At 71.1% G+C, this 16,998-nt stretch carries 19 protein-coding genes; 9 read left to right on the top strand and 10 right to left on the bottom strand.

The window, feature by feature from the left end; translation table 11 throughout:
* The first annotated feature begins 37 nt into the window (after positions 1 to 37).
* Positions 38 to 526 carry a MarR family winged helix-turn-helix transcriptional regulator gene (locus ACFYOY_RS15250; protein ID WP_388587406.1) on the top strand — a complete coding sequence of 163 codons (489 nt, stop codon included), beginning with the start codon at positions 38 to 40 and terminating at the stop codon, positions 524 to 526.
* 686 nt (positions 527 to 1,212) lie between these two features.
* Here ACFYOY_RS15250 and ACFYOY_RS15245 read toward each other — a convergent pair.
* Positions 1,213 to 1,461, bottom strand: a complete 249-nt coding sequence (locus tag ACFYOY_RS15245) for a hypothetical protein (protein ID WP_388587404.1) — start codon at positions 1,459 to 1,461, stop codon at positions 1,213 to 1,215.
* The gene (locus ACFYOY_RS15240; RefSeq protein WP_351878395.1) at positions 1,413 to 1,655 is read right to left on the bottom strand and encodes a hypothetical protein; all 243 of its coding nucleotides are present in this window, start codon (positions 1,653 to 1,655) and stop codon (positions 1,413 to 1,415) included. Before ACFYOY_RS15240 ends, ACFYOY_RS15245 begins: the two co-directional genes overlap by 49 nt.
* Positions 1,656 to 1,813: 158 nt before the next feature.
* Here ACFYOY_RS15240 and ACFYOY_RS15235 point away from each other — a divergent pair, with 158 nt between their 5' ends.
* From ACFYOY_RS15235 to ACFYOY_RS15225, 3 genes are all read left to right on the top strand, one after another.
* Positions 1,814 to 2,983, top strand: coding sequence for a helix-turn-helix domain-containing protein (locus ACFYOY_RS15235; RefSeq protein ID WP_388587401.1), 1,170 nt, complete (start codon positions 1,814 to 1,816; stop codon positions 2,981 to 2,983).
* 147 nt (positions 2,984 to 3,130) lie between these two features.
* Positions 3,131 to 3,469 (top strand): hypothetical protein, encoded by a 339-nt coding sequence (locus tag ACFYOY_RS15230; protein ID WP_388587399.1) that lies wholly within the window; start codon positions 3,131 to 3,133, stop codon positions 3,467 to 3,469.
* Positions 3,470 to 3,488: 19 nt separating this feature from the next.
* Positions 3,489 to 3,794, top strand: coding sequence for a hypothetical protein (locus ACFYOY_RS15225; RefSeq protein ID WP_388587396.1), 306 nt, complete (start codon positions 3,489 to 3,491; stop codon positions 3,792 to 3,794).
* A 129-nt stretch (positions 3,795 to 3,923) separates the two neighbouring features.
* On the opposite strand, the gene ACFYOY_RS15220 is transcribed toward ACFYOY_RS15225, so the two are convergent.
* Positions 3,924 to 4,586, bottom strand: coding sequence for a DedA family protein (locus ACFYOY_RS15220; RefSeq protein ID WP_388587393.1), 663 nt, complete (start codon positions 4,584 to 4,586; stop codon positions 3,924 to 3,926).
* The gene (locus ACFYOY_RS15215) at positions 4,586 to 5,368 is read right to left on the bottom strand and encodes an MBL fold metallo-hydrolase (protein ID WP_351878381.1); all 783 of its coding nucleotides are present in this window, start codon (positions 5,366 to 5,368) and stop codon (positions 4,586 to 4,588) included. The genes ACFYOY_RS15220 and ACFYOY_RS15215 overlap by 1 nt, the downstream gene beginning before the upstream one ends.
* Here ACFYOY_RS15215 and ACFYOY_RS15210 point away from each other — a divergent pair.
* Positions 5,267 to 6,247 (top strand): EamA family transporter, encoded by a 981-nt coding sequence (locus ACFYOY_RS15210; RefSeq protein ID WP_388587390.1) that lies wholly within the window; start codon positions 5,267 to 5,269, stop codon positions 6,245 to 6,247. The two genes, ACFYOY_RS15215 and ACFYOY_RS15210, sit on opposite strands and share 102 nt — an antisense overlap.
* Before the next feature lie 161 nt (positions 6,248 to 6,408).
* A complete protein-coding gene (locus ACFYOY_RS15205; RefSeq protein WP_388587387.1) occupies positions 6,409 to 7,434 on the top strand; it encodes a dipeptidase in 1,026 nt (341 codons plus the stop codon).
* Between the two features lie 21 nt (positions 7,435 to 7,455).
* Here ACFYOY_RS15205 and ACFYOY_RS15200 read toward each other — a convergent pair whose 3' ends face one another.
* Complete coding sequence (locus tag ACFYOY_RS15200; RefSeq protein ID WP_351878372.1) at positions 7,456 to 8,211, bottom strand: alpha/beta hydrolase; 756 nt, start codon at positions 8,209 to 8,211, stop codon at positions 7,456 to 7,458.
* On the bottom strand, positions 8,208 to 9,380 hold the full coding sequence (locus tag ACFYOY_RS15195; protein WP_388587384.1) for an FAD-dependent oxidoreductase: 1,173 nt from the start codon (positions 9,378 to 9,380) through the stop codon (positions 8,208 to 8,210). Before ACFYOY_RS15195 ends, ACFYOY_RS15200 begins: the two co-directional genes overlap by 4 nt.
* Before the next feature lie 134 nt (positions 9,381 to 9,514).
* Here ACFYOY_RS15195 and ACFYOY_RS15190 point away from each other — a divergent pair, with 134 nt between their 5' ends.
* Positions 9,515 to 10,243 (top strand): TetR/AcrR family transcriptional regulator, encoded by a 729-nt coding sequence (locus tag ACFYOY_RS15190; RefSeq protein WP_388587381.1) that lies wholly within the window; start codon positions 9,515 to 9,517, stop codon positions 10,241 to 10,243.
* 34 nt (positions 10,244 to 10,277) lie between these two features.
* Here ACFYOY_RS15190 and ACFYOY_RS15185 read toward each other — a convergent pair whose 3' ends face one another.
* The 4 genes from ACFYOY_RS15185 to ACFYOY_RS15170 all read right to left on the bottom strand — a co-directional run bounded on the left by ACFYOY_RS15185 (position 10,278) and on the right by ACFYOY_RS15170 (position 12,961).
* On the bottom strand, positions 10,278 to 11,024 hold the full coding sequence (locus ACFYOY_RS15185; RefSeq protein WP_351878363.1) for a fibronectin type III domain-containing protein: 747 nt from the start codon (positions 11,022 to 11,024) through the stop codon (positions 10,278 to 10,280).
* On the bottom strand, positions 11,021 to 11,629 hold the full coding sequence (locus ACFYOY_RS15180) for a hypothetical protein (protein WP_388587379.1): 609 nt from the start codon (positions 11,627 to 11,629) through the stop codon (positions 11,021 to 11,023). Before ACFYOY_RS15180 ends, ACFYOY_RS15185 begins: the two co-directional genes overlap by 4 nt.
* A gap of 12 nt (positions 11,630 to 11,641) precedes the next feature.
* A complete protein-coding gene (locus ACFYOY_RS15175; RefSeq protein ID WP_351878358.1) occupies positions 11,642 to 12,346 on the bottom strand; it encodes a cinnamyl alcohol dehydrogenase in 705 nt (234 codons plus the stop codon).
* A 126-nt stretch (positions 12,347 to 12,472) separates the two neighbouring features.
* On the bottom strand, positions 12,473 to 12,961 hold the full coding sequence (locus ACFYOY_RS15170; RefSeq protein WP_351878355.1) for a GNAT family N-acetyltransferase: 489 nt from the start codon (positions 12,959 to 12,961) through the stop codon (positions 12,473 to 12,475).
* A 245-nt stretch (positions 12,962 to 13,206) separates the two neighbouring features.
* Here ACFYOY_RS15170 and ACFYOY_RS15165 point away from each other — a divergent pair, with 245 nt between their 5' ends.
* Together ACFYOY_RS15165 and ACFYOY_RS15160 are read left to right on the top strand one after the other, a co-directional pair.
* Positions 13,207 to 15,756: a SpoIIE family protein phosphatase gene (locus tag ACFYOY_RS15165; protein ID WP_388587375.1), complete on the top strand. Its 2,550-nt coding sequence runs from the start codon at positions 13,207 to 13,209 to the stop codon at positions 15,754 to 15,756.
* Complete coding sequence (locus ACFYOY_RS15160) at positions 15,753 to 16,988, top strand: sugar ABC transporter substrate-binding protein (protein WP_388587372.1); 1,236 nt, start codon at positions 15,753 to 15,755, stop codon at positions 16,986 to 16,988. The genes ACFYOY_RS15165 and ACFYOY_RS15160 overlap by 4 nt, the downstream gene beginning before the upstream one ends.
* The last annotated feature ends 10 nt before the right edge of the window (positions 16,989 to 16,998 follow it).

Genomic DNA, 16,998 nt, shown 5'->3' with positions numbered 1-16,998 from the left:
GTGTTCAGGTTGGGCGCGCGGATGTAGCGTCGTGATCATGGACTTCCTGACTGCCGCCACCGACCAATCGCCGGCCGATCCGGCTGCCACCGACGACATGCTGGCCAGCCAGCCCATCGGCTACTGGAGTGGTCAGGCTCACGCGGCCGTTACCCGGCATCTGCGTGACGCCATGGCTGGGATCGACGTCACGCAGCCGCAGTACTGGGTACTCAACAGCGTCACGTACTGGCCTGCGGCGCCGAGCCGCGACGAGATAGCTGCCCAGCTGTTACCCCTTGCAGACGGGCCATATGAGATCCCCCGTATCGTCGCCCAGTTGCTCCACCGCGGCTGGCTGCGGACCGACGCCGAACATCGTCTGTACCTCACCGACGCAGGAGAAGCCGCCAGGATGCGGCTGCGCGAAATGGTCACCGAACTGCGTGCTGTGGTCCACGACGGCATCAGCGACGAGGAGTACGTGGCCGCGCTCAAGGTGCTGCGCAGGATGATCTCCAACCTCGAGGGCGCCAGGAACCCGTAGGTCGTCCAAGACCGTTCTGTGGCAAGCGACCTGGGCACCCCCTCACCGCACTGCATGTGAAGATCGACGACGAGATCAGGGCACCCGATGGCTGGGCCGCCAACGTAGTTGACGGGCCCTGAGACGTCTTCCTCGCCGTTGCTCAAGCAATGTCGGGCCTCACCTCGGAATCCCGGTGGCTGCGGTTCGTCCGCTCCCGCCTGGGCGCGATGCTCCCGTACGTACCGAAGCGGCCGAGCTGGAACAAGCGGCTGCGGGCCGCGCTCCCGCTGATCAAGCAGGCGATACGGCTCCTCTTTGACGGAAACCGATTTCTGGTTCGACAACCACTGGATCATCGACTCCACCCCGGTGCTGAGCGGCATGTCCAGGCCGACAGTGAAGCGGTTGGTCCTGGCCGGTTGGGCCGGATACGGATACTGCGCCTCCCACTCCCGCTCCTTCCGGGGCCTGAGGCTGTACCTGGTGTGCACCCCAAACCGGAATGCCGATTCTGTGGTCGTTGGCGAACCCGAAGCTGGACGAGTGCGAGGGTGCTGATGGCGATGCTGGACCGCGAGCCGGAAGCGGTCACCGGGCGGCATGGTCTGCTACTGATTGCCGAAGAGTGCTTCGCCTTTGACCGGCCTTCGTCAAAACGTCACTGAGCCCCGCTCCGAACAGTTGGGGCGGGGCTCAGTGGCAGGTCAGTTGACGTCTGCTCCTTTCAGGATGAGTTCGTCCCCGGCGGGGAAGCGGGCCGTGCCGCCCTCCTCCCAGGTGACCACGACGGCTAACCCGCCCATTGGCCCCTGGGTGGTCGACGCCTCCTTGACCGTGCGCCACTCGCCGTCGTAGCCGATCACGTCACCCGGACCGATCAGGGCAGCGCGCTTGGTGGGCAGGCTTAACCGTTCTTGTCGGCGGGCCTGATGCGGTCCAAAGGGGCTTCCCATTCGAGGCCACCTCCCTTCGGCCGCATGTACGCCGTCTGGCTGAACAGCTTTCCGGTCCCCTTGGCGCGCTCCTCAATCACGCCTTGCAGCTCGCCTGTGCAACCGGTCTCGGTGTCTTCGACAAGCGTGCCCTTTGGGTACGGCAGATCGCCGTGGCTGAGCACCGTCGGTGGCTTCTCGTTTGTCTTTGTCATGATCCCTCGTCCCACCTGCGCATATGTGTCTCACACAAGAGAACTGCCGCCGCGCAAAGCGAACTTGCACACCTCTTGCACAGGGCGCAGGCGCATGAGTGCTGAGAGTGAGACGATGGATGAGAGGTAACGCCAGTCGAGTGGGGAAGACGCACACTATGAGCGCGACCAAGATTCCCGGACCCGGTGCGAATGTGGCTGTCTGCCGCAAGGCGCGCGGCTTCAGCCAGGTTGCCCTTGCCCGGCGTGCAGGTGTGTCGGTCTCGCTGCTCAGCAAGATCGAGGTAGGTGACCGTGCACTGACCCAGGGCATTGCCGCCGCTCTCGCCCAAGCCATGGGTTTGACGCTGGATGAGCTGCTGGGCACGGCCCCCGTCGAGCGCACGGACGAGAAGAGCCTTGCCGCCCTTAATTACGCCATTCGGCGGTTCGACATCCCTGACACGCCACCATCACACCCTGAGGACCTTCCGCGCGAGCTGACCGAGCTGAACGAGCACCGCTACCGCACGGAGCTGTCGGCGGTCCTCCAGAAGCTCCCTGGCGTGCTGGCCGACGCCACCAACTGCGCGCACGCCACCCAGTCGCCCGACGCCTGGACCCGCGTCGCCGATGCGTACTCGGTGGTCTATTGGCTGGCCGCCCGGCACCGCTGGATGCACCTTGCCGAACTGGCCGTCATGAAACAGCGAATGGCCGCCGAGCGTGCGCACCCGATCGCCGCCACGGTGGCCGCCCGGGATGAGGCCGGAGCTTTCCTCAACTCGGGTGACTTCGCTGGTGGGTTGGCGATCGTGGACCGCGCAGTGGTTCAGGCCGAGACGACGCTGCGGGGACGTGACCGCGCGTACGGTCTGGGCATCCTGCACCTGCGTGGGCTAACGCTGGCCGGTCGGCTCAAGGAGAAAGCCACCGCCGAACGGCACATCGAGGCAGCATGGCAGGTGGCTGAGGAATTCCCCGAGGACATCGAGGACCACGGCATCCACTTTGGGCCCGAGAACACGGCCGTACACGTCATCTCGACGGCTTCCGACATGGAGGACTACCGCGAGTCCCTCAACACGGCGGACGACTTGGTCCGGGGTGGGTTGACGCTTCCGGCCACGCGCGTTGGTCCGCTGCACATGAACATCAGCCGGTCAAAGCTCGCGCTGGGCGACAGGAGTGGCGCCCTTGAATCGCTCGAAGCGGCTTGGAACGTCGCGCCGGAGATGGCCCGCGTCCACCCGACCAGCCAAGAACTGATGCGCGTGCTCACCTCGCTGCACCGCCGCAGCAACCCCAGGCTGACCAAGCTCGCCAAGCGCGCTGGTGTGCCCTTCTGACCGCTGCTGCTGGCGTTACTCTGAACTGAGTTGGCAGAGCGCCGGTTGGCGGATCGGGGGCGGATGATCGCGACGACATCGAACGGTGGAGCCGAACCGCCAGAGGAGAGGAAACCCGGCTCTCCGTTTGCATTGCCTCCGGAGGTCATGGCGAAGATCATGGAGCCCATCACCTGTACCATGTTCAACAACGTGGCCAAGTCCCGGCGGGAGCGCCCGGAACCCGCGCCGCAACAGCAAGTAACCCAGCACGCAGGAGAAGTCCATAACGTCTTCATTGGCGATCACGCCGCAGGGAATGTGTATCCGCCTGCCGCAGGAGAGAGCCTGGCAAAGCAGCGGCAGAAGTTCCACTTCGACTTCCTCAACCACACGCTGAAGCAGGCAGAGTGGACGTTCCGTTTGAGCGTGTGGTTTATGACCGGTGGTGCTCTGATCATCCTCGCGGGGGGGTGTGTTGGCACTTGTGCACGCCGGGAACCCTGACCTCAGTTATCTACCGCTGGTGACAAGCCTGACGGGTGGGTTGATCACGGTTGGCGGTGGCGCGCTGGCGCTGCACTCGAAGCGCACCATGGCCAACCTCACGAAGGCCGCCGAGGAGAACGAGAAGAAGATCGACATCGATCACAAGCTCGAAGTGGCGACAACCTTTATCGACCGTGTTGAAGACCCGGAGGCGAAGGACCGCCTCAATTCGGCTGCCGCGATGAAGGCTCTGGGTATGGAAGCGAAGCCAGAGACAATGGTTGACCGTCTTCTGCCGGGTGAGCAGCCCAAGGAGATCGGGTCAGGGGATTCGACAGGCTGAGTCACCTTGGGACCGACGTTCGCCGAAGCGATCGGGGCGGGGCGCCACGGTCGGAAGGAGCGGAGTCGGCTGGCCGCCGCGGGGGCCGGCGTTGTGGCCGGTGTGACGGCGACCCGGGGAGAGAGGGCGTCAGCCCGCCGCTTCGCTGCGGGCGTCGCCCGCACCGCGGCGCCGTAGGCGGCGCCACAGCGCGGGGGCCGTGCTGATCACTACCGTCAGCACCACGGCCGCCGCCACCCCCTCCCACGGTTCGGGGAAGAGCGAGCCGCCCAGGATCCCGATCAGCTGATACGTCACCGCCCAGGCCAGCGCCGCGGGCCCGGCGCCATGTGCGAACCTTCGGAGCGGCCAGCGCGCCAGCAGGCAGGCCAGCATCACCGGTATCCGGCCCGCCGGGATCAGCCGGGACAGCACCAGAACCGCCACCCCGTGCTCCTCCAGCCGCGCCTGTGCCTGGTCCAGCCGCTCCGGTGCCGCGTGGTCGTGGATCCGCTCCAGCCACCGCGAGCCGTTCTTCGAAGCCACCCCGCGCCGCCCGAGCCAGTAGAGCATCACGTCCCCCGAGAAGGCCGCCAGCGAGGCCACCCCGAAGACCACCAGCAGCGACAGCGGGGGAGTGGTCTGGTGGATGGCGACCACCGCGGCCGAGGAGACCACCGCACCGGTGGGCACCACCGGCACCAGCGACCCGAACACCACCAGCAGGTACAGCGAGGGGTACCCCACCGCCTGCTGGGTCGACTCGGACGGCACGCTCCGGGCCAGGTCCACCAGATTCGCCAGATCCCCCATCACCTGGCGGGCTCCAGCCGGACGCACTCCCCGTGCCCCAGCCGGTGCACCACCGCGTCGGGGGCCAGCCGCCCGGCGTGGCGCACGAAGTCGTCGCCGGGGGCGTGGAATTCATGCGGACGGATCGCGTCCATCCCGATCGGCCAGTACGTCCCGTAGTGCACCGGCACCGCGCAGCGCGCCCCCAGCCGCGCCAGCGCCTGTGCCGCGCGGCCCGCGTCGAGATGGCCGGGACCCAGGTAGGGCCCCCAGCCGCCCACCGGAAGCAGCGCCGCATCGCATGCGCCCACCGCCTCCGCCATCCGGTCGAACAGCCCGGTGTCGCCCGCGAAGTACGTGGTCGACTCGCCGCTCAGCACATACCCCAGCGCGGGCACCCGGCTCGGCCCGTACGGCAGCCGCCGCCCGTCGTGCTCGGCCGGTACCGCCCGGATGCGCACCTCGCCGACCGTGCACACATCCCCCGGCGCCATCTCGGTCACCCGCAGCCCCCGCGCCGCCACCACCCGCCGCAGCCCGGGCACCGCCCGCCCGGCCCCGCGAGGCACCACCAGCCGGGTGCCGGGCAGCAGTTTGGCCAGTGAGCCGGGGTGCAGATGATCGGCGTGCAGATGCGAGACCAGCGCCACGTCCGCCACCGCCGCGGTCGCCGGTGGCACGGCCCCCCGGCGGCGCCGTAGATGGGCCAGGCGCCGTACGAACAGGGGGTCGGTCAGCACCCGCACCCCGGAGTCCCGCACGGTCGCGGTGGCATGCCCCCACCAGGTGATCTCCACCGGCATCTCCCGCCTCCGTCCCTCGGGCCCGTCCGTCCGATCCTCTCACCCCGTCGGCCGGGGCATGGCATCCGTCCGCGCGGGGTATCGGCCTGGGCACAGACGGGCGGCACGGTGGTCAGCCTGGCGCCGGTGCTGCTCACCCAGGGCGCCACCGCCCCGGCCTCGGCCCTGGCCTGGGGCGCGCTCTCGGGGCTCGGCACCGGTGTGGGAGTGGCGTGCCTCTACTGGTCGATGAACCAGGGGCCGATGAGCGTCGTGGTGCCGGTCAGCGATGTCACGGCGGTGGGCCTGCCGGTGCTGGCCGGGATCGCCCTCCTCGGCGACCGGCCCTCGCTCCCGGCGCTCACCGGGATCGCGCTCGGGCTGCCCGCCCTCTGGCTGGTCTCACGCGGCGAGCGCGGTGAGGCCCGTCCGGGCGGTGAGGCCCGTCCGGCGGAGACACCGGCCGCCGCCCGGGCCGGGCGGGCGCAAGGGGCCGACCGGCTGCCCCCGGCCCTGGTCGCCGGAGTGGGCCTGGCCGTGCACTTCTTCGCGCTGGCCCGGATACCGGCTACGGCCGGATGGTGGCCGGTGGTGGTCAGCCGGGCCGTGTCGGTGGCCGTCATCCTGGCGCTGTTTCCCGCGACCGGCGCCCGTCTGCGGCTGCCCCGCCGGGAGGTCGCCGCGGCGGCGGTGGCGGGTGTCCTCGGCACCGTGGCGACCGTCCTGTATCTGCTGGCCACCCGGCAGGAGTTGCTGTCCGTGGCGGTGGTGCTGTCCGCGCTCTATCCGGCGGTGCCGGTGCTGCTCGCGCTGACGTTCCTGCGGGAGCGGATCACCCGGCCCCAGGCCGTCGGGCTGCTCGGCGCGGGGGTGGCCATCGGGCTGATCGCTCTCAACTGACCGCCGACGATGGGCGTCCGACTGCGCAGGACCGGCGCCTGGCCGCGCGGGACCGGCGCCGGGCGAAAAGCCGTGGCCCGGTGGGCGGCGCGTACGCCACGATGACCGACGCCGCTTCCCGTCCCACGAAAGGACACCGTCGTCCTCATGAGCCGTGCCCTATGAGCCGCGCACTCCACCAGCGCGCCGTCGTCGCCGATGCCCACAACGACCTGCTGATCGCCGTCACCGCCCGCTCACCGCACCGCTGGGCCGGCTACTTCCGGGAGCGCTGGCTGCCGCAGCTGCGCGAGGGCGGAGTGGACGTGCAGGTGCTGCCGGTCTTCATCGACGACCGGTTCCGCCCCGAGGGCGCGCTGCGCGAGACGCTGCGGATGATCGAGTGCGCCCACACCCTCGCCGAGGGCAACGCCGACGAGGTACGGCTGTGCCTGGACGGCGACGACATCGACGCCGCGCTCGCCGACGGCCGGATCGCCCTGGTGCTGGCGCTGGAGAGCGCCCCCGGGCTGGACGCGAACGTCGAACTCCTCCCGACCCTCCACCGCCTCGGGGTGCGCATCGCCTCGATCGCCCACTGGGGCCGCACCGCCTTGGCCGACGGCAGCGGTGAGGACGCCACCGGAAGCCGGCTCACCGAGGCCGGGGTCCGGGCGCTGAGGGAGATGGAGCGGCTGGGCATCCTCTTCGACGTCTCCCACCTCGGCGCTTCCGGGGTCGCCCATGTGCTGGAGCTGGCCACCCGCCCCGTACTGGCCACCCACTCCTCCGCCCGCGCGCTCCTGGACCACCATCGCAACCTCACCGATGAGCAGTTGCGCGGGATCGCCGCGACCGGCGGCATGGTGTGCGTCAACTTCCTCGGCGAGTTCCTGGCCACCGCCCAGGCCGACCGCACGGTGGACCGGCTGGCCGACCACATCGTCCATATCGCCGAGGTGATCGGCGTCGGCCGTGTGGGTCTGGGGCCGGACTTCATCAAGGAGGTCAGCGATGACACCACCCCGCCCTGCTGCGAGGACGTCGAGTACGCCCGGCTGCTGGTCCCCGACCTCGAAGGCCCCCGCGGACTGCCTCTGGTGACCGAGGCGCTGATCCGAAGGGGCCTTTGCGAGGGGGACGTCGAGAAGATCCTCGGCGGCAATGTGCTGGAGCTCTTCCGCAAGGAGCTGGGACGCCCCGCCTGACAGGTGGCTGAAGGCTGGCCGCTACTGCCCGATGGCGGCAGAGAAGGCGTCGATCGCGGCGAACGTGACCTCCGGGGCCTCCCGGGTGGGGATGTGGCCCGCGCCCGGGATCAGCTCGAACCGCGCCCCCGGGATGGCGGCGGCGTACGCGCGGCCGTAGTCGGGCGGGACGACGGTGTCCTTCTCCCCCCACACCGCGAGGGCGGGCACGCCCACCCGGGCGAGCCGGTGCAGCAGCTTCGGATCGGACCTTGTCGGGCCCGCGTAGGCCACCATCGCCTGGAGGGCCGCGGGCGACGGACCCCGGCGCGGTGCCGGTGTGCCGGAGCCCTGACCGGGCGGCGGGCCGGGCGGGGCGGTGGGGAATTGCAGGTCGTGCCCCTCGACGTGCGGTCCGAAGGCGCCCATGACGACCAGCCCGCCGATGCGGCGGGCCCGGTCGCGCACGGTCATTTCGGCGGCTATCCAGCCGCCGAAGGAGACGCCGACGACCAGGACATCACGCAGGTCGCGGTCGTCCAGCAGGTCCAGATAGGTCTCGACGAGGTCGCCCACGTCCGAGAACCACTCGGGCCGCGGGGTGTCCTCCCAGCCCGGATGGGTTGGCGCCAGCACCCGGGAGGTGGCGGCGAAGTGGTCCACGATGCCGGTCACGGAGGCGGGTCCGCCGCCGCCGTGCAGCACGAGCACGGGCCGGCCCGCGCCCACGTCCCGCACCGTCAGGGGAAGGCCGGGGTAGGGCTCGATGGTGAATCCGGTGGTCTGGTGGGTGGTCATCGGGTCTCACCGCCGGACGCGAGCGCGACGAAGGTGTCGCACGCGATCCGCAGGCCGTCCGGGTGGAAGAAGCCGGTGAGGTTGTCGGCGGATTGTGCGGCCGCCTCTTCGGCGCGCGGGAACATGGGTGTTTCGTAGGCGTTCAGAGCCGTCTCCAGGTCGTCGTGGGTGGCGAGGGCGAGGGCGAGTTCCGCGCCGTCGAGCATGGCGAGGTTGGCGCCCGCCCCCGCGAAGGGGGACATCAGGTGGGCCGCGTCGCCCAGGAGCGTGACGCCGGGCGTCCGGTCCCAGCGGTGGCCGATGGGCAGGGCGTGGATGGGCCGGGGGACCGGCGGGCCGTCGCTGTCGGCGATCAGGGCGCGCAGCCCCTCGTCCCAGTCGGGGAAGAGATCCAGCAGCCGCTTCTTGGCCGCCACCGGGTCCGCCGGGTCGATCAGGCCCGAACGGCTCCACTCCTCCGGCGCCTTGACCGCGGCGTAGACGCGGATGCGGTCACCGCCGTTGCGCTGGGCGATCAGCCCCTTCTCGTCCGCCAGGGCGAACATCGTTCCCCGGCCGACGAGTTCGGCGACGGCGGGGTGCCGGGCGTCGACGTCGTGCAGCAGACAGTCCACGAACGCGACCCCGGAGTAGACCGGGTCGGCCTCGGACACCAGGGGCCGGACCCTGGACCACGCCCCGTCCGCGCCGACCAGCAGATCCGTCTCGACGGTCCGGCCGTCGGACAGGGTGAGCGTGGGCCGCCCCGCCGTGCCGAGGGCCACCGCGCGCACCTTGTGGCCCCAGCGGACCGTCCCCTCGGGCAGCGAGCCCAGCAGCAGGTCCCGCAGCGCCCGGCGGTCGATCTCGGGCCGCTCTTCTCCCTCGTCTCGCTCGCCCGGTTCCGGCGCGGGGATGCGGAAGCCGACGGTGGCGTCCTTGCCGAGCAGCCGCAGCTCGCCGTCCTCGGGGCGGCTGAGCGGCCGGAACTCCTCGAGCAGACCGGCGTGCAGCAGCGCCTGCTGCCCGGACTCCGGATCCATGTCCAGTGAGCCGCCCTGGTCGCGTGCGGTCGCCGAGGCGTCCAGCTCGTAGACGGTCGAGGGGATGCCGTGGACGTGCAGAACGCGCGCCAGGGTCAACCCGCCCAGCCCTCCTCCGACGATGGCGATACGCGGTGCTGTGGACATGGCGATGCCTCCCTGGCTCGACGCCGGTGCCCGGCGGATGGGACGAGCGTAGGGCGACGAACGCGTTCGTGGCAAACGCGTTCGTCACGAACAGGTTTGTCAGGAACGCGTTCGCCAGCGGGTACGATGGCGCCATGACAGCGCATCCCACCGCCCCGCGGAGCCGCCGGGAACGTCCGGCGAAACCGGCCCTGACCAGGGAAGGCATCATCGCCACCACGGTCGAACTCATGCGGGCCGAGGGCCTGGAGCGGGTCACGATGCGCCGTCTGGCCAAGGAGCTGGACACCGGGCCGGCCTCGCTCTACGTCTACGTCCGCAACATCGCCGAGCTGCACGCGGCGGTCCTGGACGAGCTCCTCGGCGGGGTCGACCTGAGCCCGGCCGGGGCGGACGGCGACTGGCGCGACCGGCTGGTGCGGATCCTCACCTCGTACACCTCGGTGCTGTTCGAGCACCCCGGTCTCGCCCAGTCCGCCCTGGTGGCCCGCCCCTTCGGGAAGCACTACCTGGATCTGGTGGAGGCGCTGCTGGCGCTGCTGGACGAGGGCGGCCTCGAGTCCGACCGGGCCGCGTGGCTGCTCGACCTTTTGATGCAGCACGCCACCGCGACCGCGGCCGAGCACGCCCACCGCGTCCCCGGCGACGCCCCCCAGGACCAGGCGGACTGGCAGGCGCTCGCCACGGTGGTGCGGGACGTCTCACCGCGGACTCATCCGCATATCGCCGCGCTCGGCCCGCGGCTGCTGTCCGGGTCCCCCCAGGACCGGCTGGCCTGGGCTTTCGATGTCCTCATCGCCGGGGCGCGGGAGACTCCGGTGCCGGAGGTGCTCTCCCGGTCCCCGGCGGACATCGGGGACTGAGGCGGCGGCGCTCAGGGAACTGAGGCGGCGCCGCTCAGCCGCGCCCGGCCGGCCGCTCGCCGGTGGTGAGCCGGGCGATGTTGGACCGCTCGCCGTAGGTGACCGGCCGGACCCGGTAGGAGGCCCGCTTCTCGTTCGGCAGGGTGATCAGCCCGAAGGAGTTGATGTCCGGGTCGAGCACGGCGACCGGACGGAAGGAGCCGCCGCCCCGCGGCCGGTCCTCCAGCAGATAGCCCTGCTCGCCCTCGGCATGGTCGGTCCAGGTGAACCGGATGCCGTTGGCGTGCATGATTTTCGCGCGCAGATCGGTCGGGGCCGCGGAGGGCCGCCGGGCGGGGCTGGTGCGGACACCGGCCCGCCGGATGGTGCGCGGCGGCGCCCATGTGTGCTCCTCGCGCTGTTCCGCCTTGGTGAACGAACCCTTCGGCAGCGCGACGTCCACCGGCCGGGACGCGGGTCCGTAGTACGGCCGCACCCGGTAGGAGAAGTGGGTCTCCGGTATCAGATCCGGGTGCCGGTACGTGGTCTGGCCGAGCGGGGCGTAGGTGAGGATCGTCCAGGGCCCCCGGGGCTCGGTCGCGAACTCCACGATCCGCCCCGCGGCGCCCGGAGCCTTCCCGTGCCAGCTCAGCTTCGCATCGACGGGGGAGACCCGGGTGACGGTGAGCACGGTGCCGGTCCGGGGCTCCCGGGGAGCATCCGGGGAGGCACACCCACTGAGTCCGGAAAGCCCGGCGACGGCGAGAACCGCCGCCGCCAGGGCGCGTACCGAGCCGCTCACTTGCGCCAGAACTTCACGTTGGTCCACACCACGGTGGCCGGGCCGTTGCCGCTGCTGGTGCGGTATGCCCCGAACTTGTCGTAGAAACTGCCGCCGGGGCTGTCCACAGTGTGCTTGAGCGAGCCGTTGATGTACGTACGGTGCTTCTTGCCCACCTCGTGCACCGTGTTGACGCGCACCGTGGCCCCGACCGTCCCGGCGTTGGACAGGGTGTCCCCGCCGTGCACGGCGTACAGCCGCCCGCCCCGCTCGACCGCGAGCATGAAGTACGGACCGGCGTCGCCGTCGGTGTCGTTGAACGTCTGCTTCAGGCTGATCCGGGTGCCGCCCATGCTGGTGACCCGGAAGTACCCCTCGAACTGGTGGGTCCCCCCGGTGTAGGTGTCATAGCGCCGCTCGGCCCGCTGGTCCCCGCTCGCGGTGGAGCAGGTGAGGGTGAAGGTGAGGTTGTCGACCTGCCCGCACCCCCGCTCCTGCACCTTGAACCCCGGCGACTCGGACGACCAGCCGCCCGGCTCGACCTCGGCGTGCGCGGCGCCCGAAGCCGCCAGCAGCAGTCCGCAGGCGGCCGAGATTCCGGCAATGACGCGGTATTTCGTGGACACCGTCCGACTCCTCTACTTGACCCAATAGCGGATGTTGCGGAACCGGGCCTCGGCCCGGCCGTTGCCGTGGTGATAGACGCCGTTCTTGAAGTGGCGGGTCGCCGGGCCCCGGTCGTCGACCGTCAGCACCAGTTTGTCGTCGGCGTAGACCTGGATCTTTCCGGTGCCCGCGTCATGGGCCACCTTCAGGTTCCACCACTTGTCGTAGATACCGGACTTGATGACGGTGTCCGTATAGCGCCTGAGCGTTCCGCCGTTCTCGCTGGACGCCCGGAACATGATGTCGGTGGCCGGGGTTCCGCTCGGATGCTTGACCCGCAGGATCTGCATGATGTCCGCGCCGTTCGTGCCCGACGGCACATACACATCGGCGTCCCACATGTGCTTCCCCGAGGTGTACTCCTGCTTCCACCGCATTTCGGTGCGCGGATCGGTGCCGCTGCCCTCTTCGAGCGGCTCATCGGTGGAATTCACCCACATCGTGTGGGTCTTCGAGCCCGAGTCGTAGCGGTAGCGCTCGCTCAGGTCGAGATTCCACGGCTTGTGCATCGAGTATGTGAACGACGTCTGCGTCCATCCGTCCGTCGGCGACGCCGCGGCTTCCTTCGCCGTGGCCGTCCCTCCGGACGCGACCCCCGCTGTCAGGATCCCCATGAGTGCGGCGACGGCCATGGCCGTCCTGGTGTGCCTGGTGTGCCTGGTGCGTAACGCGGGCATATGGGCCCACCTCCGGTCTGTTCCGTTCCCTGGATGGATCATGGTCTAGACCAAGAGTCAACGTAGGGCAAGGACAATGGCGTGTCCATATCAATGAACGGAATTCACGACTGTGGGTCGGCGGGGTCAACTCCGCCGCAGCGCTTTCACCATGACCAGCTCCCTGGTCACACCGTCGGCGAGCAGGTCCCCCGGCTCCTGGGTGGCGACGAAACCGTGCCGCTCGTAGAGGGCGATCGCCGGGGCGTTGCCCGGGAGCACCGCGAGCCGCAGCGCCGTGGCGCCCGCCCGCAGGGCCCAGGTCTCGACCGCCGTGATCAGCCGGCCGCCGACGCCGTGGCCGCGTGCCTCGGGGCTGACCCAGACGGACCTCAGCTCGGGCGGCCCGCCCTCCCCGGGCAGGCCGCCGGCCATCCCGACGGCCCGGCCGTCCAGCAGGGCGACGACGTGGTGGGCGCCCGGGATCTCCAGCCGGGCGCGCCACCGCTCCTCGCCGCCGCGGTGCCAGTCGGCGAGCCGGGACTTGAAGGCGTGCGGCGCCTCGGCCAGCGCGGCCCGGCGGACATCCCGCCACAGGGGCCAGTCGTCCGTCGTGACCACCCGCAGATCCACCATGCCGCTCAGTCTCCCGCATCGCCGATCGCCGCCGATCGCCCTCGCGGACCGCCGATTCCGCGGGGAGATGGCCGGGTTCAGCCCGCTGTGCCATGCTTTGAGGAGAGGCGCCAACCCTTTCGAGGGGGCGCGGCAGCTAAGGCCCCGCCGGTGGTCGTGACCGGTCGTCGCGCGAAGGCCGATCAAGGGCCCGGGTACGCCCCACAGGACCGGCGGTCCGCGCACGGAGGCGGTGCAGGCGTGCTGTGACGGGGCATGTGCTGACGTTCACGGGGACCGCGGTGGTGGCTGTCTATGTGCTGGACGCGGAACGTGCCGAGCTGCGGTTGGCCGAAACGGTGCGCAGCGCCGGACGGTCGTACGCGCTGCCGGCCCGCTACCCGCTGTCCGGGCGCTCGCCCGTCACGGACGCCTTCCGTGACGGCCGCCCCCTGTGGCTGACCCCCACCGAACTCGCCGCCTACGGCCCCACCGGCCCCACCACTCCTGAAACCCCCACCACGCCCGGCGTCTCGCTGGGGGTGCTGCCGCTCGGCGGGGACGGCAAGGGGCTGGGGTGTCTGGTGGTGGTGGACGAGGCACCCGGTGGCATCGACGCCGACCGTCGGGGCTTCATCGAGCTCTACGCCCACCATGTGGCCGCCGGAGTCGAGGCGGCCGGGCCGCAGGCGCTCACCCAGCCGCATCCCGACCTCCCCGGCCCCACCCTGGACCGGCTGCGGGTCGGCTCGTTCGCGCTGCACCTCGGCAGCGGGCGGATGACCGCCGACACCCAGGTGCTCGACCTCTTCGGTATCGCGGGGGAGGACTTCGACGGACGGGTGGAGACCCTGCTGGCGGTCACCGTCCCGGACGACGTGCCCGCCCTGATGTCGGTCCTGGAGCCCGACGTGCTGACCTCCGGCACCGCGCAGCTGGAGTTCCGGATCCGCCGGCCCAACGGTGAGCTGCGCTGGCTGGGCCTGCGCGCCCAGGTCGAGACGGGGCCGGACGGCACGCCCCGGCGCATGCTCGGCGTGGTCGCGGAGACCTCGTATCTGCGGCCCCGCGCCGACGAGGTGTCCCTGGTGCAGCGGCTGTCCGCCGCCCTGGCCGGGGCCACCACCGTCCGGGACGTGGGCCGGGCGGTGGTCGGCGCGCTGCGCGATCCGCTCGGGGCGGGCCGGGTCGCGGTCGCCGAGGTCCAGGCCGATCAGCTGGTGGTCGGCGTCCTTGCCCCCGCCGAGCCCGCCGCCTGGCCCGAGGTGTGGCGGTCCGCCTGGCGGTCCGAATGGCCCGAGCCGCCGAGCCATGCCCTGCCCACGCTGGCGGAGGCGCTGCGGGAGGGCCAGGTCAGCATCTGGCCCGAAGGCTCCGCCCTGGAACCCGGACTCGCCGGTATCGGCCCCGGCGGCCTCGCCGTCCTTCCGCTCCCGGCGGATGGCCGGATCGTCGGGGTGTGCCTGATCGGATGGGAGCGGCGGCATGAGTTCGGCCCGGAGGAGCGCTCGCTGCTGACCGCCACCGCCGGTCTGGTGGGGCAGGCCCTGGTGCGCGCCCACGCCCTGGACGCGGAGCACGAGCTGGCCACCATGCTCCAGCGCAGCCTGCTGCCGCGGAAGCTGCCGGAGCTGCCCGGAGGGGTGGCCGTCACCCGCTATCTGCCCGCGACGATGGGCCTGGAGGTGGGCGGCGACTGGTACGACGTGATCCCGCTGGCCGACGGCCATGTGGCCCTGGTCATCGGGGATGTGCAGGGTCACAGCGCCGCGGCCGCCACGATCATGGGCCAGATGCGCACCGCCATCCGGGCCTACGCCGTGGAGGGCCATCCGCCCGATGTGGTCGTGGCGCACGCCAACCGCCTGCTCGTCGGCATGGAGACCGATCTCTTCGCGACCTGCTGCTACGCCGACCTGGACATGGAGGAGGGCGAGGCGTGGTTCGTCCGGGCCGGACACATCCAGCCGCTGCTGCGCCACCCGGACGGCACCACCGAGGAACTCGACGTCGAGGGTGGCCCGCCGCTGGGCGTGGTCGCCGACGCCGAGTTCCCGATGACCACGGCCGGGCTGTCCTCCGGCACCCTGCTCGCCCTGCTCACGGACGGCCTGGTCGAGTCCGCCCGGCTAGACCTGGACGACGGTGTGCGCCGGGCGCGCCAGGCGCTCGCCCGCGCCGACCCGGCCGACCCCGGTGGGGTGGCGGACGAACTGCTCGGCGGAGACAGCCGTCGCGACGACGACGTCGCGCTGCTGTTGCTGCGCTACGACGGGATGCGGGTGCGGCCCATCCGGGCGAGCTGGACGGTGTGGCGGCTGCCCGACGCCGTGATGCACGCCCGCCGCTTCACCGCGCGCACCCTGCGCAACTGGGGCCTGGCGGACGAGCTGGACGTGGCCCTGCTGGTCACTTCCGAGCTGGTCACCAACGCCCTGGTGCACACCCGGGGCGAGGTGCGGCTGAATCTGACGCTGACCGCGGACCGGCTGCGGATCGCGGTGAACGACCTCTCGCCGCGCACGCCCGTCAAACCGGCGACCGTGGACTGGGAGGCGACCGGCGGGCGGGGGCTGCTGCTCATCGAGGCGATGTCGCAGACCTGGGGCTCGGTGCCGCTCAGCGGGGGCAAGCAGGTCTGGGGTGAGATCGGCTTGTCGTCCCCGCGGGAGGAGCCCCGCGACGGGCCTCGGGGCGGGCCCCCTGACGGCCCCCCGGCGGAGCTCCCGGAAGGACCGGCCGAGGCGAGCGCCGAACGGCAGAGGGAGGGCGAGCCGGGGAGGAGGGGGACGAGACGGAGGAGGACGAGGCGATGAGCCGCTCCCGTACGCACGCCCAGGCGCGAGCCCGTACGTACGCGCGCACGCACCCCTGTACGCACCCCCGTACGCACCCCCGTACGCGCTCCCGGACGCGCGCTCGCCTCCGCGCGGCCATCGCCGTCGCGGTGGGCCTGGTCCTGGCCGTGTCCCTCGCCGCATGCGGCAACGCGGCCCAGGTCGGCGAGACGGTCGGCGCGACCGGGCCGCACCGCGGCCCGCTGCGGATCGGACTGCTGCTCCCGGAGAACGAGATCGTCCGTTTCGAGAGCATGGACAGGCCCCTGATCCAGGAGCGGGTCGAGCAGCTGTGCCCGCGCTGCACGGTGAGCTACTCCAGCGCCCAGCACGATCCGGCCGCCCAGCGCAACCAGATCGAAGCCATGATCACGAACGGGATCGATGTGCTCATCCTGGACGCGGTGGACACCAAGGCCGTCCGCCACTCCGTGATCCAGGCCCGCCGAGCCAACGTCCCGGTCGTCGCCTACGACCGTCTCGCGGAGGGGCCCATCTCCGGCTATGTCTCCTTCGACGGCGCACGCGTCGGCCGGCTCCAGGGGGAGGCGCTGCTGAAGGCGCTGGGGCCGAACCCCAAGAACCGCCAGGTCGTCATGATGAACGGCTCGTCGACCGACCCCAACGCGGACTGGTTCGAACGGGGCGCGCGGTCCGTCCTCCAGGGCAAGGTCAAGATCGTGAAGTCCTACGAGACGGTCGGCTGGCGGCCGGAGAACGCCAACCGCAACATGTCCGCCGCCATCGCCGCCCTGGGCCCCCATGCCATCGACGGCGTCCTCGCCGCCAACGACGGCCTGGCCTCGGGTGTCATCACCGCCCTCAAGACGGCCCGGATCCATCCGCTGCCCCCGGTCACCGGCCAGGACGCCGAGCTCGCGGGCGTTCAGCGGATCGTCGAGGGCGAGCAGTACATGACCGTCTACAAGCCGTTCAAGCCCGAGGCGTACACCGCCGCGGAGATGGCCATCGCGCTGGGATACGGCACCTCGCTCAACGGGATCGCCAGGCAGCGGGTCGACAGCGCCACGGCCCGTGACATCCCCGCGGTGCTGCTCACGCCGGTGGCCGTGACCGTGCACAACATCAGGAGCACCGTCATCAAGGACGGTCTGTATCACGTCGATCAGATATGCACCAAGAAGTATGCGGATGACTGCCGCAAGGTCGGGCTCATCGGCCGGAACGGCTCATCGCACGACGCGGGATGAAGGGAGGAGC

The sequence above is a fragment of the Streptomyces sp. NPDC007875 genome (genome assembly GCF_042868035.1).
GTDB classification, from domain to species: Bacteria; Actinomycetota; Actinomycetes; order Streptomycetales; family Streptomycetaceae; genus Streptomyces; species Streptomyces antimycoticus.
Note: the sequence above shows the minus strand (reverse complement) of the source record. Positions and strands in the feature narration are given on the sequence as shown.

Coding starts and splice junctions, on each gene's coding strand:
- ACFYOY_RS15195 (WP_388587384.1), bottom strand. CDS start 9,380: ATGTCCACAGCACCGCGTATCGCCATCGTCGGAGGAGGGCTGGGCGGG.
- ACFYOY_RS15230 (WP_388587399.1), top strand. CDS start 3,131: ATGGCGAAGATCATGGAGCCCATCACCTGTACCATGTTCAACAACGTG.
- ACFYOY_RS15220 (WP_388587393.1), bottom strand. CDS start 4,586: ATGGGGGATCTGGCGAATCTGGTGGACCTGGCCCGGAGCGTGCCGTCC.
- ACFYOY_RS15160 (WP_388587372.1), top strand. CDS start 15,753: ATGAGCCGCTCCCGTACGCACGCCCAGGCGCGAGCCCGTACGTACGCG.
- ACFYOY_RS15170 (WP_351878355.1), bottom strand. CDS start 12,961: ATGGTGGATCTGCGGGTGGTCACGACGGACGACTGGCCCCTGTGGCGG.
- ACFYOY_RS15190 (WP_388587381.1), top strand. CDS start 9,515: ATGACAGCGCATCCCACCGCCCCGCGGAGCCGCCGGGAACGTCCGGCG.
- ACFYOY_RS15235 (WP_388587401.1), top strand. CDS start 1,814: ATGAGCGCGACCAAGATTCCCGGACCCGGTGCGAATGTGGCTGTCTGC.
- ACFYOY_RS15200 (WP_351878372.1), bottom strand. CDS start 8,211: ATGACCACCCACCAGACCACCGGATTCACCATCGAGCCCTACCCCGGC.
- ACFYOY_RS15215 (WP_351878381.1), bottom strand. CDS start 5,368: ATGCCGGTGGAGATCACCTGGTGGGGGCATGCCACCGCGACCGTGCGG.
- ACFYOY_RS15205 (WP_388587387.1), top strand. CDS start 6,409: ATGAGCCGCGCACTCCACCAGCGCGCCGTCGTCGCCGATGCCCACAAC.
- ACFYOY_RS15210 (WP_388587390.1), top strand. CDS start 5,267: ATGGGCCAGGCGCCGTACGAACAGGGGGTCGGTCAGCACCCGCACCCC.
- ACFYOY_RS15250 (WP_388587406.1), top strand. CDS start 38: ATGGACTTCCTGACTGCCGCCACCGACCAATCGCCGGCCGATCCGGCT.
- ACFYOY_RS15175 (WP_351878358.1), bottom strand. CDS start 12,346: ATGCCCGCGTTACGCACCAGGCACACCAGGCACACCAGGACGGCCATG.
- ACFYOY_RS15240 (WP_351878395.1), bottom strand. CDS start 1,655: ATGACAAAGACAAACGAGAAGCCACCGACGGTGCTCAGCCACGGCGAT.
- ACFYOY_RS15245 (WP_388587404.1), bottom strand. CDS start 1,461: ATGGGAAGCCCCTTTGGACCGCATCAGGCCCGCCGACAAGAACGGTTA.